13 protein-coding genes are annotated in these 16,822 nt (G+C 62.1%); 7 read left to right on the forward strand and 6 right to left on the reverse strand.

Annotation, left to right across the window (positions count from 1 at the left end):
- Positions 1-111: 111 nt before the first annotated feature.
- Both V8J82_RS16200 and V8J82_RS16205 read right to left on the reverse strand, forming a co-directional pair.
- Complete coding sequence (locus tag V8J82_RS16200) at positions 112-387, reverse strand: amphi-Trp domain-containing protein (RefSeq protein ID WP_339976563.1); 276 nt, start codon at positions 385-387, stop codon at positions 112-114.
- 182 nt (positions 388-569) lie between these two features.
- Positions 570-1,319, reverse strand: a complete 750-nt coding sequence (locus tag V8J82_RS16205) for a sulfite exporter TauE/SafE family protein (RefSeq protein WP_339976565.1) — start codon at positions 1,317-1,319, stop codon at positions 570-572.
- Between the two features lie 165 nt (positions 1,320-1,484).
- Here V8J82_RS16205 and V8J82_RS16210 point away from each other — a divergent pair, with 165 nt between their 5' ends.
- From V8J82_RS16210 to V8J82_RS16220, 3 genes are all read left to right on the forward strand, one after another.
- The gene (locus tag V8J82_RS16210; RefSeq protein WP_339976567.1) at positions 1,485-1,946 is read left to right on the forward strand and encodes a (2Fe-2S)-binding protein; all 462 of its coding nucleotides are present in this window, start codon (positions 1,485-1,487) and stop codon (positions 1,944-1,946) included.
- A gap of 3 nt (positions 1,947-1,949) precedes the next feature.
- Positions 1,950-4,190: a xanthine dehydrogenase family protein molybdopterin-binding subunit gene (locus V8J82_RS16215; RefSeq protein WP_339976569.1), complete on the forward strand. Its 2,241-nt coding sequence runs from the start codon at positions 1,950-1,952 to the stop codon at positions 4,188-4,190.
- 185 nt (positions 4,191-4,375) lie between these two features.
- Positions 4,376-8,722 carry an ExeM/NucH family extracellular endonuclease gene (locus V8J82_RS16220; protein WP_339976571.1) on the forward strand — a complete coding sequence of 1,449 codons (4,347 nt, stop codon included), beginning with the start codon at positions 4,376-4,378 and terminating at the stop codon, positions 8,720-8,722.
- A 43-nt stretch (positions 8,723-8,765) separates the two neighbouring features.
- On the opposite strand, the gene V8J82_RS16225 is transcribed toward V8J82_RS16220, so the two are convergent.
- Positions 8,766-9,962, reverse strand: a complete 1,197-nt coding sequence (locus tag V8J82_RS16225) for an ROK family transcriptional regulator (RefSeq protein ID WP_339976573.1) — start codon at positions 9,960-9,962, stop codon at positions 8,766-8,768.
- Between the two features lie 139 nt (positions 9,963-10,101).
- On the opposite strand from V8J82_RS16225, the gene V8J82_RS16230 reads away from it, so the two are divergent.
- The 4 genes from V8J82_RS16230 to V8J82_RS16245 all read left to right on the forward strand — a co-directional run bounded on the left by V8J82_RS16230 (position 10,102) and on the right by V8J82_RS16245 (position 13,794).
- Positions 10,102-11,133 (forward strand): sugar ABC transporter substrate-binding protein, encoded by a 1,032-nt coding sequence (locus tag V8J82_RS16230; protein ID WP_339976575.1) that lies wholly within the window; start codon positions 10,102-10,104, stop codon positions 11,131-11,133.
- 67 nt (positions 11,134-11,200) lie between these two features.
- Positions 11,201-12,271: an ABC transporter permease gene (locus V8J82_RS16235; protein WP_339976577.1), complete on the forward strand. Its 1,071-nt coding sequence runs from the start codon at positions 11,201-11,203 to the stop codon at positions 12,269-12,271.
- Positions 12,272-12,380: 109 nt separating this feature from the next.
- Positions 12,381-13,157, forward strand: coding sequence for an ATP-binding cassette domain-containing protein (locus tag V8J82_RS16240; protein WP_339976579.1), 777 nt, complete (start codon positions 12,381-12,383; stop codon positions 13,155-13,157).
- The gene (locus tag V8J82_RS16245; RefSeq protein WP_339976581.1) at positions 13,141-13,794 is read left to right on the forward strand and encodes a nucleoside/nucleotide kinase family protein; all 654 of its coding nucleotides are present in this window, start codon (positions 13,141-13,143) and stop codon (positions 13,792-13,794) included. The genes V8J82_RS16240 and V8J82_RS16245 overlap by 17 nt, the downstream gene beginning before the upstream one ends.
- Here V8J82_RS16245 and V8J82_RS16250 read toward each other — a convergent pair.
- The 3 genes from V8J82_RS16250 to V8J82_RS16260 are packed head-to-tail and all read right to left on the reverse strand — an operon-like array spanning position 13,775 to position 16,822.
- Positions 13,775-15,052 carry an FGGY-family carbohydrate kinase gene (locus V8J82_RS16250; RefSeq protein WP_339976583.1) on the reverse strand — a complete coding sequence of 426 codons (1,278 nt, stop codon included), beginning with the start codon at positions 15,050-15,052 and terminating at the stop codon, positions 13,775-13,777. The two genes, V8J82_RS16245 and V8J82_RS16250, sit on opposite strands and share 20 nt — an antisense overlap.
- Positions 15,049-16,011 carry a class II aldolase/adducin family protein gene (locus V8J82_RS16255; protein ID WP_339976585.1) on the reverse strand — a complete coding sequence of 321 codons (963 nt, stop codon included), beginning with the start codon at positions 16,009-16,011 and terminating at the stop codon, positions 15,049-15,051. Before V8J82_RS16255 ends, V8J82_RS16250 begins: the two co-directional genes overlap by 4 nt.
- A 4-nt stretch (positions 16,012-16,015) precedes the next feature.
- Positions 16,016-16,822 carry a TIGR01459 family HAD-type hydrolase gene (locus tag V8J82_RS16260; protein ID WP_339976587.1) on the reverse strand — a complete coding sequence of 269 codons (807 nt, stop codon included), beginning with the start codon at positions 16,820-16,822 and terminating at the stop codon, positions 16,016-16,018.

Consider the following 16,822-nt stretch of genomic DNA (forward strand, 5'->3'; position numbering starts at 1 on the left):
CCGGCGCCAGTTAGGGGCTGCTAGGAAGATGTCGCGCTCTACGCCGAAAGCGTTGGTCGCAACGGCTCAGCGCTGGATTGAAACGCCCGCCCGGCAAGCCCGGTTTACGCGTCAGCCCAGGCTAAGTGGCCCACCAGGCGCGTCACCGTCATACCATTTCAATTCGACCTCAAGGCTGTGCTGCGTGCCTTTGCTGCGCTTTTCCTCATCTTCAACCTTCACTTCGAGCGTGATCTGCTCGGGCAGCGTCAAAACGATCTCATCCTGACCCTGCCTCAGAACAACCTCAGCCGTGTCGAGGCGATCCGCAAGATTGCGCAGAAAGGCGGCGACTTCGCTGCGAGTCTTTGGTTCTTTGGTGCTGAAAAGCGTGAGTTCACGCCCCATTCTGGCCTCCTGTCAAAAACTGTGTGAGAAGCGAAGATCTCGGGCGTTTGCCGACCCTCTTCGCCTAAAATGAGGCATGTGCTAAGTTGCCTATTTCATTCAATATTTGGGTATTGAGCCCCATCGATTCAAGCCGTGCAAGGTGCGACACTTTGCGAGTGACCGGATGAAAGGCAGCCTGATCAATTCAGAAGGCCGGTGACACCTTCGACCAGCAATTTCACCGACACCACCGCCAGCGCCAATTCGATCAACGCGAAGAAAACCTTATCAGGGAGCCAACGGCTGATCTTCGCGCCACTAAAGGCACCGGCCAAAGCGAAGGGTGCAAGCCAGGCGGCCTGCGCGACCGACGCCCAATCAAGCTGGTCGGCAAGGATATAGGCGGGCAGTTTCATCAGGTTGACGGCAGCAAAGAAGATCGCCGTGGTGCCCAGATAGACCATTTTGTCGAGCTTTTGCGGCAGCACATAGGTCTGGTAAGGCGGCCCACCGGCATGGGCGATGTAGCTGGTCAGCCCCGCCACCGCGCCCCAGATCACACCGCGCGGCACATCGGCGGGCCGGGCTGGCACGGTGCGGCTGCGCAACCGGTTGGTTACCGAGCGGGCAATATAGCTCAGCCCGATTGCGGCCAACAAAAGCTTGGTGGCGTCGGTCGACACGACCGTCACCGCGAAATAGCCCCCCAACACGCCGAGCGGCGCCGCCGGAAGCAAAATCGCCAAGTTGCGGACCGAAAAGTCACGGCGGAACAGATAGATCGCATAGACATCCGCCACCAAATAGAGCGGCAGAAGCAGCCCGGCGGCCAAAGCAGGGTCCATATAAAGGGACATCAACGGCACCGATAGGATCGCGACCACAGGCATGCCGCCCTTCGACAGGCCCAGAACAAAGGCCGCGAGCCCCGCGATAATCCAAAACCCCAAAGCCGCCCCCTGTACCGCTTCACCCGTCCTAGACCATCCACCGCAGGGACGCGAGGGGCACCGCGTGGCGCGCGGCGGCGCAAGATCTGATAAGGTGACGTTAAGTGACTCTTTCACCCAACCGGCCACATCCCCATCTTATGGGTACGCTAGCGGAGGCCAGCCATGCGATTGACCGTCAATGGGACCGAGCACGAGGTGGATGTCGAAGAGGACATGCCGCTGTTATGGGTGTTACGGGACGAGCTTGGGATCACCGGGCCAAAATATGGTTGCGGTATCGCGCAATGCGGCGCCTGCACGGTGCATATTGACGGAATTGCCGCGCGGTCCTGCCAAACCTTTGCGGGTGATGTCGCGGGCGCAGAGATCACAACGATTGAAGGGCTTGGCACGCCCGATGCCCTGCACGCGGTGCAAGCGGCGTGGATTGAACATCAGGTGGCCCAATGCGGCTATTGCCAGGCCGGGCAGATCATGCAGGCCGCCGATCTACTGTCGGTCACACCAGAGCCCAGCGATGACGATATCGATCAGGCGATGGGTGGCAATCTGTGCCGCTGTGGCACCTATACCCGTATCCGCGCCGCGATCCACACCGCCGCCGCCAATCTGCGGGGGGCTTGAGCCATGTCGCGCGCCGGAAAAATCGCCCGCCGAACCTTTCTGATCGGCTCTGCCGCGATTGCGGGCGGTGTCGCCTTTGGGATCTATGCGGTGCGCCGCCCCCATGACAATCCGCTCGCCGACGGGCTGGCCGAGGGGGAGGCCACGTTTAACCCTTGGGTAAAGATCAGTTCCGATGGGATTACGCTGATCACGCCCCATGTCGATGTCGGTCAGGGCGTCGCCTCCGCCCAGGCGCTGCTGATCGCCGAAGAAATGGATCTGGACATGGATCAGTTCCAGATCAGCTTTGGCCGCCCCGCCGCCGCCTATTACAACACGGCTCTCGCAGCCGAGGCTGTGCCGTTCATGGCAACTGACGAAGGCCGCGCGGCGGAGACGATGCGCAGTGTGATGAACGCCGCGATGAAGGTCATGGGGATGCAGACGACCGGCGGGTCCACCACAATCCCCGACAGTTTCGACAAGCTGCGCCAGGCGGGTGCCGTCGCGCGCGAGACACTGAAACTGGCAGCCGCCCAACAGGAAGGCGTCGATGTTGCCGCGTTGCGCACTGAGGGCGGCGCCGTGATCCTGCCCGATGGCCGCGCCCTGCCCTATACCGATCTGGCGGAAGTCGCCGCGACGATTGAGCCGGTCGCAGAGGTGGCATTGCGCGATCCCTCGGATTGGCGGCTGATCGGCCAACCGATACCGCGCCTGGATATGGTCGCGAAATCCACGGGCACCCAAGACTTTGGCATCGATCTGCGCGTGGATGGGATGGTCCATGCGGCTGTGCGCATCAATCCGCGTCAGGGTGGCGAGATGCTGGGGTTCGAGGCCAGTGCCGCGCGTGAGATGCGCGGGGTCGTCGATGTGCTGGAGATCCCTGGCGGCATCGCGGTGATCGCCGACAATACCTGGCGCGCCATGCGGGCCGCAGACGCGGTCGAGATCGAATGGGGCCCCGCCCCCTACCCGGCTGAGCAAGACGCCCATTGGGATGCGCTATCAAACAGCTTCACCGACGACAAACTGGACCAAACCTGGCGTGACGATGGCGATGTCGAGAGCGCGCTGGATGGCGCCGAGACCATCGAGGCCGAATACCGCTCCCCCTATGTCGCCCATGCGCCTCTGGAACCGCTCAATGCGCTGATCCGGGTCGATCCGGAGGGGGTGGAAGTTTGGACCGGTCACCAAATGCCGCGGCTGGTGCAAACGATTGTGGGCCGGATCACCGGCCACGACGCCGATCAGGTCACATTGCACAACCAGTTCACCGGCGGCTCCTTCGGGCACCGTTTGGAGTTGGAATACCTCAAACATGCGGCCCATATCGCGCGGCAACTGCCCGGCACACCGGTGAAGCTGACCTATAGCCGCGAAGAGGATTTCGCCCATGATTTCCCGCGCCATATCGCCATGGGTCGTGGGCGCGGCAGCGTTGCCAACGGACAGGTGCAAGCCATGGATCTGGCGATTGCGGCGCCATCGGTCATGGCGTCTCAACTCAGCCGCGCCGATCTGCCTGTGGTTGGGCCGGATCTGCAAATCGCAGCGGGCGCGTGGAACAACCCCTACGCCTTACCGCATTACCGAATGCGGGCCTACCGCGCGGCAGAGCTTGCGCCGGTTTCGTCTTGGCGCGCCGTCGGGTCGCCGGGCGCGGGGTTTGTCTTCGATTCATTCTTGGATGAGCTGATCCATGCCGCGGGCGCGGATCCTTTAGAAGAACGCATTCGCCTAATGGATCACCAGGTCTCGCGCCAGGTGCTGGAACGCGTCGGCGAGATCGCCAATTGGACCGGCCCTCGCGGCGACGGCCAAGGACGCGGCGTCGCCTTTGTGGAAAGCTTCGGCGTGCCGTTTGCGCAAATCATCGACGTGACCGCAACCGATCGGGGCATTCGCATTGACCATGTCTTTGCCTCTTGCGACGCGGGCACCATCGTTGACCCGGTCAATTTCGAAAGTCAGGTCCAGGGCGGTATTGTCTGGGCGCTTGGCCACGCGATGAATTGCGAGATCACCTATTCCGACGGTATGGCGGAGCAATCCAATTACCATGCCCATGAGGGGATGCGGATCTGGCAGGTGCCGCAGATCACGCTGCAGGCGCTGCAAAACAATTCCCAGATCCGCGGCTTGGGCGAGCCGATGGTGCCACCCGCAGCCCCGGCCCTGGCCAACGCGATTTTCGCCGCCACGGGGCAGCGGATCCGCGAAATGCCGTTCAACCGGCATATCGATTTCATCTGATCCATTCAGCCGCGCTTTGCCCGTAAAACATGCCTGACCGAGACAAACCGGCGCCGAATTGGGCGCTGACGCAGGGGAAGCCTTTGGCCTTTCCACAGCTTTGTGTCCCAAGGGCAAAATAAGAAACAAATTTGATACAAACCGATGCAATATGGGCAACAATTCTTCTGACCGGGGGGCACGGCATGGGCTGGCACGCGCGTAATTTCATTTTTGGCAGCTTTGGATCGGACGAGATCGAGGGCACGGATCGACGGGACACCGTCTTTGGCCTTTGGGGCGATGACACGATCTCGACCGGTGCCGGATCGGACCTGATCTTTGCGGGATGGGGCGACGACACGATCAATGCAGGCGCGGGCGATGATCGGATCTTTGGCGGGCGCGGCTTTGACACAGCGGTGTATGAAGGCGGGATTGATCAATACGAAATCTCCCTGGGGAATTGGTTTCGCCCGACCACGGTGACCTCATCGGCGGACGCGCCGGATGCCGGAACGGATCGCCTGACCTCGGTCGAGGCGCTGTATTTCAAGGCCGACGATTACACGCTGTTCCTGGATGGGACGAATAACGCGGTCCTGGCCCGCGATGATCAGGCGACGGTCTCCGAGGATGGCGGCAGCATCGAAGCGGCCGCTTTGCTGGCCAATGATCAGGAATTCGACGGCGATACGATCACCATCATCTCGGTAGATGCGACCTCCGAAAGCGGCGCGAGTGTCAGCCTGGTGGATGGTCAGATCGTCTACAATCCCGGTGACAGCTTTGACAGCCTGGCCGAAGGTGAAACGGCCACCGACACGTTCACCTATCTGGTCGATGACGGCAAAGGCGGCACCGATACCGCTACGGTGACCGTCACAATCGTGGGTCAGAACGATGCGCCTGCGCTGTTTGCACTGGACCGCGCGACGCTGAAAGAGGGCAACGCGGATGTGGCGGTCGTGATCGCCGCCCAGGATGCGGATGGCGATACGCTGACCTATTCGATCAGCGGTGGCGCCGATGCCGGGCTGTTCACCATCGACGCGGAAACAGGCCTGCTGAGCTTCATCGATACGCCCGACTTCGCCGCCCCCGTCGATGCCGGGACGGACAACACCTATGATGTGGAAATCAAGCTCAGCGATGGGAATGGCGGTGTCGTCACCAAGGATATCGCCATCGATGTGGCCCGCGCGGGCGAGCCGATCGCACCACGGATCAACGAGATCCATTACGACAATGACAGAGGCGATGTTGGCGAATTTGTCGAGATCCGGGTTGAGGCTGGCACCAATGTCTCCGACCTGACGTTGGAACTCTACAATGGCTCCAATGGCCAGCGCTACAACAGTTTTGAGCTGGGCGACACGCCAAGCGGCAGCGATGACATGTTCGACTATTACGTTGTCCCCACGCCCGGCATTCAAAATGGCGGGCCAGACGGGCTGGCCCTGATCCGCGATGGCGAGGTGGTCGTCGAATTCCTCAGCTATGAGGGCACCATGACCGCAAGCAACGGCACCGCATCTGGCCTGACCTCAACCGATATCGGCGTCAGCGAGCCATCGAACGCGCCCATCGGCGTGTCGCTGCAACGTGGTGAGGGCGACACCTGGACCGGCCCGATTGCCGAGACCCGCGGCACAGCGAACACCGCCCCGCCAGAGCCCGCATTGCAATCCGTCGATGGTGTCGGCATCAGCGAGTTGGCTGTCAGTACGACGGGCTTCCCGGACTGGGAGTTCATCGAATTGATGGGCGTCGCCGGAACCGGGCTGGACGGTTATGCGCTGCTGCAACTGGACGGTGACGGTGAAATCCGCTCCATCGTCGATTTCACCGGGTTGAGCATCGGCGATAACGGCTTTGTCTTGGCGGCCAGTCCCGCGGCGCAAATAGTGTTCGGCGTGACGCCCGACCTGGAGATTGCCGATAATATCTTCACCAATACGCAATCGACCTTTCTGTTGGTGGATGGGTTCACCGGCGCGGCACAGTTCGATGATTTGGACACCGACGATGACGGCGCGCTGGATGTTACCCCCTTTGCAAACGTCCTGGACTCGGTCGCCTTTGTCGAAGGGGATCGACCCGCGCCGCTGCTGTATTCCGACAACGTCCTGGAAGATCCGATGTTCCTGCCATCGGGCGCGGAAAGTGACGGCGCAGGCGGCTTCACCCCCACGTCGTTCAATGACCCAACGTCTTATTCGCCAACGGCGGCTGAAAGCGCCGTAGAGTCCGGAAGCTACAGCATCGCCGCCGAGACAGACGTCGTTTTCGAAGGCGATGCGGGTCTAACGGGCGTCAGTTTCACGATCACCCGCAGCGGAGATGTAACCGAGGCGGGTAGCGTCGATTTCACTCTGAGCGGTGAGCTATCCGACGACGAAATTGCCACCATCGTCGATGCCGGTACAGTGGAGTTTGCCGCGGGCCAAAGCTCGGCCACGTTTACCATCGAGGTCAATGCAGACGTTATCATCGAAGATGACGAGACCCTGACCATCACGCTCAGCAATCCGGTCGGCGGTGAGATTGGCACGGTGGAGGCCTCGGTCGAAATTCTGGACGACGACGATCTGACCCTGATTTCCGATATCCAGGGCTCAGGCGCCGAAAGCGCCTTGGTCGATCAGGATGTGACCGTGAAGGCCATCGTCACCTATGTGGTCAGCAACGGTTTCTTCCTGCAGGAAGAAGACGCCGACAATGACGGCGATGCCGCAACGTCCGAGGGGATCTTTGTCTTCACCGGCGACGATGCCACCCCGCCCGCCGTGGGCGATCAGGTGGTCGTGCGCGGGTCGGTCGGAGAATTCCGCGGCGAGACGCAACTTGATCTGACGGCGATGCGTGTCGTGTCCTCGGACAATCCGCTGCCGACGGCGGCGAGCGTTTTGCTGGATGGCACGGCACTGGACCTTGAAGCGGTCGAGGGGATGCGGATCAGCCTCGATAGCGGGATCGCCGATGAGCGCATCACGGTGATCGAGAACTTCAACCTCGATCGGTTTGGCGAAATCACCGTCTCGGCCGGGCGTCAGACCCAGCCGACACAATTATTCGACGCCCAAGACGAGGCCGCCGACGTGGCCGCCTTGCAGGAGTTCAACGCCAACAACCGGCTGATCATCGATGATGGCCTGGCCGAACAGAACCCCGATGAATTCCGCTTCATCGCCAATGATACTGCGGGCGACAACGGCAACGGGTTCCTGGATGCCGGCGATACCTTCACCGAAGACGGTCCCACCCTGCGCCTGGGCGCTGAAATCGACGGCGCGACCGAAGGCGTGCTGCGCTTTGCCTTCGGGGAATATCGGATGCTGGTCGATGATCAGCTAAATATTGACGAGGCCACCAATTCCGGCGCACGTCCCGACACGCCAGACGAGGTCGGTGGCGATATCCAGGTCGCCTCAGTCAACGTGCTGAACTACTTCACCACGTTGCGAGGCGACGGCGGCTCGGGCCCCAACAACCTCGATCCGCGCGGCGCCGGCTCAGACAGCGATCTGGCGCGCCAGACCGAAAAACTGGTCGATGCTTTCCTGGACACCAAAGCCGAGATCTTCGCTGTGCAAGAGGTGGAGAATGGCGGCTTTGGGGCGGATTCGGCCATCGGCGCATTAGTCGATGCCCTGACTGCCGAAGCGACGGATCAGGGCACGGGCGCCGATTTTGCCTTTGTCGATCCGACCGAGGATGCCGGGTTCATCGGCACCGATGCGATCACGACCGGCATCATCTATGACAAGAACGCCGTCACGCTGCTGCATGCGGATTTTCTGGTCTTCGATGAAAGCTCTGCCGCGACGACCTTCGCATTGGCCGATGTACTGAATGCGGTGACCCCGAGCGACGATCAGGTCGGGGATTTTCAGCGCAACCGTCCCGCCGTCGCCGCAACGTTCCAAGACAACGTGTCGGGCGAGACCTTCACCGTGGTCTCCAACCACTTCAAGTCGAAGGGCCCCAGCAATCTGGATGCAGTGGTCGAGGCCGCTCAAGCGCATATCGCGGGCGGTGGAACGCAGGTCACCCAGGCCGATATCGATGCGCTGTTGGCCGATCCGAACTACGATCAAGACGACGGCCAGGCCTTCTGGAATCAGGTGCGCACCGATGCGGCGGCCGAGCTTAAGACCTGGATCGAGACCGTCTATAACGGTGGCGGGGTCGATGATTATCTGTTGCTCGGCGATCTGAATGCCTATGCCAAGGAAGATCCGGTACAGACGCTGACCGATGACGACAATCTGCGCGATCTGATCGAAGAGTTCATCGGCCAGGATGAAGCCTATAGCTTTGTCTTCGACGGCCAACAGGGCGCGTTGGATCACGCGATTGCCTCGAATGGCGTGGCGGATCTGGTCACCGGGGTCACCGAATGGCACATCAATGCCGATGAGCCCGACCTGCTGAGCTACAACTCCGCCTTCAACGATGCGGGTTTCTTCGAGGGCAGCCAGTTTGCCTCCTCGGACCACGATCCGCTGATCATCGGGTTGGACACGCAGCCCGATAGCCTGCTGAGCTAGCCCCCCCTCGGGGCCGCCGCCATGACAGACCCTCGGCGGCGGCCTAGACCATCAGAAACCGGTGGCCCAGGGGTAGGCTTGCGGCGCCAATGGCGCGGGCGTCCTTGCCGATGGTTCCTGCCTTGATCTCGGGGCGTTCCAACCCGGTCAGATCCAGACCTGCCAATTCGCCCCGCACCCGCGCGGTCAGATCGGCTACGACATCGCGGGGCATCCATCCGTCGATCAAAATGGCCTCAAGATCCAACAGCGTTTGGACGCTGCAAATCGCCCGCGCCATGGCCACGGCACATTGCCCCAGCCAGGCCTCGACGATGGGCGCGGGGAAGGTCCAGGCCTCGGGGTCGACCCACATCTGCCGCGCGTCATGTCCCTGCTCCACCAGGCTTTTCTCCAATACCGAGAGCGAGGCAAGATCGATCAAAGGCCGCACCTGACCGTCCCGATCCGGCACCTGCAGGGGGCCCAAACCCGCCGCATTGCCGGTCGAGCCGGAATAAAGCGTGTTGTTGATGACCAACCCGCCGCCGATGAAAAACGCCAGGAAAAAGCAGAGCGCATTGGCGGGCATCGGCGCTGCGCCAAACACCATTTCGGCGCTGCAGGCCGAGGTCGCATCGTTCTGAAGGAAAACCGGGATGTCCAGCGCCCCGGCCACTTCCGCCTGCAGATCGCGGCGCTCCCAATCGGCCATCAGGGCAGCGTCCACGCCGATATGCTGCGCCCAGTTCCAAAGGTGGAACGGCATTGCGATACCAAGACCGCCAACGCGATCTTGAAGCCCATCGGGCAGACGCGCGCGCAATTGCGCGGCCGCGGCATTGGCGAAGTCTCGCACCACAGCAAAATCCGGGTAATCATACAGGTGTTGTTCGCGGTCCAGAACCCTGCCCACGAAGTCGATCACGACCATCTCGACCGACCGCCGACCGACTTTCATGCCCAGGAACAAGGCGCCAAGCGGATCGAGCGATAGCGGCGTAGACGGCTGGCCGATACGCCCCTTTTTCGGCGTACCGCGGGCGATCAGCCCTTCGTCTTCCAGCGCCCCGATCAGACGCGCAACCGTCTGGGCCGAAAGGCCCGTGGCGCGGGCGATATCGGCCTTTGCCATCGGCGCATTGCGCCGCAAGACGGTCAATAACAGCCGTTCATTGGCCTCGCGCATGCCGCCTTGGTTGGTGCCGCGACCAATCCCCTGCCCCGGCGCCTCGTCACCTGTATGTCGATTTTGGCGCATCCAGCATATCCCAGTGATCCGACCGGCATATGCGGGGATAGCCTAATTAATAACTCTTTGGAAGTTAGTTATTGACTCACACCCCACGTCGCGCAATGTCCAACGGGAGACGACCAAACGCGACATTCGGGAGGATACGATGTTCAAGACAACCAAGACGGCCCTTTTGGGCGGTGCTATCGCGGTGGCAAGCAGTGGCATGGCCATGGCGGACGGACACGCTGACGTGTCGGCGTGCCTGATCACAAAGACGGACACCAACCCGTTTTTCGTGAAGATGCGTGAAGGCGCCACCGCCGCCGCGGAAGAGTTGGGGATCACGCTGAACAGCTATGCCGGCCAGGTCGATGGCGACCACGAGACCCAGGTTGCGGCCATCGAGACCTGCATCGCCAATGGTGCCGCGGGCATCTTGATCACGGCCTCCGACACCTCATCCATTGTGTCGGCGGTCGAGCAGGCGCGCGAGGCGGGGCTGCTGGTGATTGCGCTCGACACGCCGCTGGAGCCCATTGATTCCGCCGATGCGACCTTTGCCACCGACAATTTCGAAGCCGGTCGCCTGATCGGCGCCTGGGCGGCGGCGCAACTGGGCGATGAGGCCGCGAATGCCCGCATCGCAATGCTGGACCTGGCCGTCAGCCAGCCCTCGGTGGGTGTGTTGCGCGACCAGGGCTTCATGACCGGCTTCGGTATCGACATTGCCGACCCCAACCGCTGGGGGGACGAGGATGACGACCGCATCGTCGGCCATGCCGTGACCGCCGGGAACGAGGAAGGCGGCCGCCGCGCCATGGAGGAATTGCTGGCCATCGATCCGATGATCAACGTGGTCTATACGATCAACGAACCGGCCGCCGCAGGCGCCTATGAGGCCTTGCGCGCCATCGGACGCGAGGAAGACGTGCTGATCGTGTCGGTCGATGGCGGCTGCCCTGGCGTCCAGAACATCGCCGACGGTGTGATCGGTGCCACGGCGCAGCAATATCCGCTGTTGATGGCCTCACTTGGGGTCGAGGCGATTGCGCAATTTGCAGCGGACGGCACGGTGCCGGAGCCATCCGAAGGGCTCGACTTTTTCAATACCGGCGTTGCACTTGTGACCGGTGAACCCGTCGATGGGATCGAGTCGATCTCGGTCGAAGAAGGGTTGGAATTGTGCTGGGGCTAAATCCAGGCCACGCATAAACACCGTTCACCGCCCTGCCCTACGGGCCCAGGGCGGTGACATATCATCCATGGGGAAGACAACCTCGATGTCCGAGAATTACGAGAATGCGGCCAACTCAACCGAACGCGTCGCGGAATTCGACGACGAACGGCGGGGCCTGATCCACAAAATCCAGCATGCCTTCCATGTGCAACCGGCGCTGGTCCCGATGGTGGTCTTGGTCGCGTCGATTGCCATCTTCGGGATGCTCTTGGGGCAGCGTTTTTTCTCGCCCTTCACGCTGACGCTGATCCTGCAACAGGTACAGATCGTCGGCATCGTCGCCGCGGCGCAAAGCCTGGTGATCCTGACCGCGGGCATCGACCTGAGCGTCGGCGCGATCATGGTACTCAGCTCGGTCGTGATGGGACAATTCACGTTTCGATACGGCCTGCCGCCGGAACTGGCGGTTTTGTGCGGATTGGCCTTCGGCGCGCTGATGGGATCGATCAACGGGTTTCTCGTGGCGTATATAAAGCTGCCGCCTTTCATCGTGACGCTGGGGATGTGGCAGATCGTTCTGGCCTCCAACTTCCTCTATTCCCGCAATGAGACCATCCGCGCCCAGGACATCGAGGCCAATGCGCCGATCCTGCAATTCTTTGGCGAGCGGATCGAGATCGGGGGCGCGATCTTCACCTATGGCGTGATTTTCATGATCATTCTGTTCATCGTACTGGGCTATTGCCTGCGGCAGACCGCCTGGGGGCGCCACGTCTATGCGGTGGGCGACGATCCCGAAGCGGCGGAGCTGTCGGGCGTGAACGTCAAGCGCACGCTTGTGTCAGTCTACCTGGTCGCCGGGCTGATCTGTGCCTTTGCGGGCTGGGCCTTGATCGGACGGATCGGCTCGGTCTCGCCCACATCCGGGCAATTGGCCAATATCGAAAGCATCACCGCCGTGGTGATCGGAGGCATCTCGCTCTTCGGCGGGCGCGGCTCGATCATGGGGGCCTTGTTCGGCGCGCTGATCGTGGGGGTGTTCACGCTCGGCCTGCGCTTGGCCGGCGCCGATGCGCAATGGACAACGCTGCTGATCGGGGTGCTGATCATCGCCGCTGTCGCCGTGGATCAGTGGATCAGAAAGGTCTCGGTATGATCCAGTTGTCCCGATCCCTCCCAGCGGCGAAGCCGCTTGCCGGGGATGCGCGTCGCCCAAACCGGCGCTGCGCGGCAGAGCCGCACTTGATCAGAAAGGTCTCGATCTGATGTCTGTCGAACCCATCCTCAAGGCGCGCAATCTCGTCAAACGCTATGGCCGGGTGACAGCCATTGATCATTGTGATTTCGAATTGATGCCGGGCGAGATCCTGGCTGTGATCGGCGACAATGGCGCCGGGAAATCCAGCCTGATCAAGGCGGTCTCCGGTGCGGTCATTCCAGATCAAGGCGAGGTTTGGCTAGAAGGCCGACAGGTGCATTTCCACTCGCCCAACGATGCGCGCGACGCCGGGATCGAAACGGTCTATCAGCAACTTGCGATGAGCCCGGCCTTGTCCATCGCAGACAATATGTTCATGGGGCGCGAGCTGCGCCGCCCCGGATTTCTGGGCACATATCTGCGGATGCTCGACAAGCCCAAGATGCAGAAGATCGCCCGCGATAAGCTGAGTGAGCTGGGCCTGATGACGATCCAGAACATCAATCAGGCGGTCGAAACGCTCTCGGGCGGCCAGCGCCAGGGCGTCGCCGTGGCCCGCGCCGCTGCCTTTGGGTCCAAGGTGATCATCTTGGACGAACCCACCGCCGCCCTGGGCGTCAAGGAAAGCCGTAAGGTGCTCGAACTGATCCAGGACGTGAAATCGCGCGGCATTCCGATCATCTTGATCAGCCACAACATGCCCCATGTATTCGAGGTGGCCGACCGCATCCACATCCACCGACTGGGCAAGCGGCTTTGCGTTGTGAACCCCTCCGATGTCTCCATGTCCGACGCCGTGGCGCTGATGACCGGTGCGATGAGCCCCGATGACGTTGCCGCCTGAGGCATTGGCAGAGATTGCCCTGCGGGCTGTGCTGCCGCTACCTGGCGCGCGTAAACTGATCGCACTGGCCGGTCCGCCGGGTGCCGGAAAGACGACGATGGCCGCGCATTTGGCCAAGGCCCTGCAAGGCGCCGGGCGCGGCGCCGTTGTGGTTCCGATGGACGGGTTTCACCTGGACAATCGCGTGCTCAACGCCCGTGGCCTGTCCGACCGCAAAGGCGCGCCAGAGACCTTCGATGCGGCTGGGTTCTGCCATCTTGTGGCGCGCATCGCTGCTGGAGAGGCCGACATCGCCTACCCCATCTTCGACCGGACCCGCGATATTGCCATTGCCGGGGCGGCCTGCCTGTCGGCCGAGACCGAATTTGTTCTGTTCGAGGGCAATTATCTGCTGCTGGACGCCGCACCCTGGCGGGATCTGGCACGGCATTGGACCTATACTATCTGGATTGGCACCGATCTTACGGATCTGGATGCGCGGTTGATGCGTCGATGGCGGGATGAAGGCCTGTCAGACCACAGCGCGCGGCTCAAACTCGATGGCAATGACCTGCCCAATATCCGCCTGGTCCTGGACCACAGCGTTGCCGCCGATCTCGACCTGTCGGCAACCGGGTCTAGGCCGCCGGATGGATAAGCCGGGCGACCCCAATCGCGGCCTCGGTATGGGTCGCGGACTGGCAAGATATGCCGAGCACCCGTTCACGGATCTGGGTCCAAACACTATTCGCAGCGCCACCGCCCGCCGTATAAAGCGGGCTGGGCGTCGGAGCGCCACGCTCGGCCATCGCCGCGTAGCACCGCGCCTCGATCCGGGCGATGCTTTCCAACAGACCATGAAGATATAAGGCGTCGTCCGCCGGGCGCGGGCTCAACCGCGGCGCAAGATGCGGATCATTGACCGGAAAGCGTTCGCCCGGTTTTGACAACGGATAGTAATCCAGGTCGCTTGGGATCGTCGGATCAATCTGCGCCGAGAGCGCTTGCAGCGCTTCGGTCGAGAAAAACTGCCGCAACACGCCGCCGCCGGTATTCGAAGCGCCGCCGACAAGCCAGCCATCGCCAAGCCGATGGGAATAAAGCCCAATCCCCGGATCATCGATGCGCTGATCGCTCAGCATTTTGACCGCCAATGTGGTCCCCAGCGAGGTAACCGCCGCCCCAATTTGCAGCGGCGCGGCAGCAAGGAAAGCTGCAATGCTATCGGTCGTGCCCAAATGCACCATCACATCGGGCGACAGACCGAATTCGGCCGCGATCTGCGGGGAAATCGTCGCGCCGATCGCGCCAGCAGGCCGAACTTCGGGCAGCAGCCGCTCAGGAAGGCCTAACGGTTCAAACCAATCGGGCCACACGCCGTCATCGGGGTCAAAGCCGGTTTTCAGCGCGTTGTTATGATCCGAGATGCCGCCGCGCCCACTCAGCCGCGCCGCAATGAAATCCGCTTGGTGCAGCAGATGCACCGCGTTGCGGTCGCGGTCTTCGTCCATCAGGCGGAGCACCCTGGCAAGCGACGAATTCGGTCCCTGAGTGATATGCGACGCCGGCGCATGGATTGCGATCCGCGCAGCCTCATCGGCAAAACCGCCATCATTATACATCAACGCCCGGGTCACCGGCCTAAGCCCCGCATCGGTCAAGACCAGGCTGCCCGATGTGCCGTCCACCGCAATCCGCGCGATCCGTTGCGGATCAATCCCCTGCTCGTTCAGAATATCGATCTGGGCCGAAAGACACGCGGCAACGCCCGCCCACCAGGCCATCGCATCGACGCGATCGGGATTGATGGGCGCATAGTTGCCGCGCGCCGTCGAAATCACCTGGCCATCTTCGCCAAGCACAGCCGAACGGATACCCGACGTCCCCAGATCGACGCCAAGCGACAGGCCCGTCATGTGCGCGCCGCCAAGGCCTGGCGATACTTCTCCGCATCCCAGTTCAACAACTCCGCCTCGGCTTCGGGGCCAATCGCCTCGGGCGCCCACCCCTCCGGAAGCCGCGCCAGCAGATCGGACAAACAGCGCAACATGGCGAGCTGGGACCCGGTGGCACCATCACGGATCAAAACGCCCCGTCCTTCCACAAGAATTGCGGGTGGCGCGCCGTCATGATCGGCCCGCGGCAGCGCAGGGCCAAGGAACACGACATGATCCGGGTAGTAGGACCCCGCTGTCGCCAAAGCTGTCGTCTTGGCGTCTGTGGCCATCCACCCATATTCTGACCAGACAAACCCCTCTGGCGCTGCGCCAGGATCGGAGGTGACAGTCTCCCGCGCGGACATCTGCAACCGCTGCTCAACCTCAGACAAGATCGCCTCGGTCTCAGACACATCCTGCCCGCAACAGATCAGGCCGTGGTTTTCCAGGACGATGATCTGGGTCGCGGAAGATATGCGCGACAGGATCTCTCCGGTCAGCGGAAGGCCAGGCTTGGCATAGGGCACGAAAACGACGGGGAGCCCCTCAAGCTTTTTCGCCGCCGCCGCGCGCCCCTGGACGCTGACGCCGTGGGTCAAGGTCGCGATGGAATGCGTATGCGCAACGACGGGCCAGTCAAGCGCCGCGTGAAATGTCGTTTCGATGGACGGACGCAGCCCGCGGGACTGATCCAGCACCGTTGCCTTGCACGATCCATCACCGGCGCCTTGGGCCTCTGCCAGCGCCGCTGCACGATCCACCGCGACGAAAATATCCGTATCCAAAGCCTGGGCCAATTCGGTGCCCGAGGCTTTGATCCACATCGTGTCGCCCTGTTTGATCGACGTGTTGCCACCCGGCCCCTGCACTTGCAACGGGTCTACGCCCAGCTTGGCGGACAAAGCGCGAAAGACGTCAAAATCGTTCGGAAGATCCATGGCTCTACCCCAGATGCTGCAGCGTATAGGTCGGCATCGGCGCCAGCTCGGCCCCTGCCAAGGCGGTCAGATCGGTCAGAACATCGCCCGTGAAGGCACCGGCATGGAGGCCACCACGGACAAAACATGTGTCCCATCCGGCGCCCTGACCGCCCGCGATATCATGTTCCAAACTGTCGCCCACCATCAGCAGCGAGGTTGTTCCAAGCGCCGCCTCGACCGCGCGAAATATCGGCACATGGGGCTTGCCGTAGAAGGTCACATCGCCACCATTCTCTTGATGCGCATGGGCCAGTGCCCCCGGCGAGATAACGGTGACCCCACCCGCGCGTGGCGAGGCGCGGTCGGGATTAGTGCAATAGACCGGTAAAGCGGGTAACGGCCGCATCCCCTCCCCGTCCGGCAAGCCCATCAGCAGCACGGCTTCGGCGGCGTTTTCCTCTGCCAGTTCCACATTCAGCCCGTCAGCCCAGGCTTGTGCATCGCCGTCGTCCCGGGTGATCGGGTGAAACACGCGGTGCGGCACGCGCCCTTCGGCAATGTCGCGCCACAGCGCCTCGCCAGACGTCATGACCAGATCGAACAGATCCACATCGAACCCCATCGCCGCGATCCGCGCTGCATTGGGCGCCGCACGCTTGCCGGAATTCGACAGAACCGCAAGCCGCCGCCCCTGCGCCTTGAGCCGTGCAACCGCATCGATCGCGCCGGGATAGGGCGTCGTGCCATCATGCAGAACGCCCCATTGATCCAAGACGATGGCGTCATAGGCCTCGGCCACATCCAGCAGGCTGTCGACGGACTGTGTCAC

Origin of the sequence: Gymnodinialimonas mytili (assembly GCF_037544085.1) — a bacterium.
GTDB classification, from domain to species: Bacteria; Pseudomonadota; Alphaproteobacteria; order Rhodobacterales; family Rhodobacteraceae; genus Gymnodinialimonas; species Gymnodinialimonas mytili.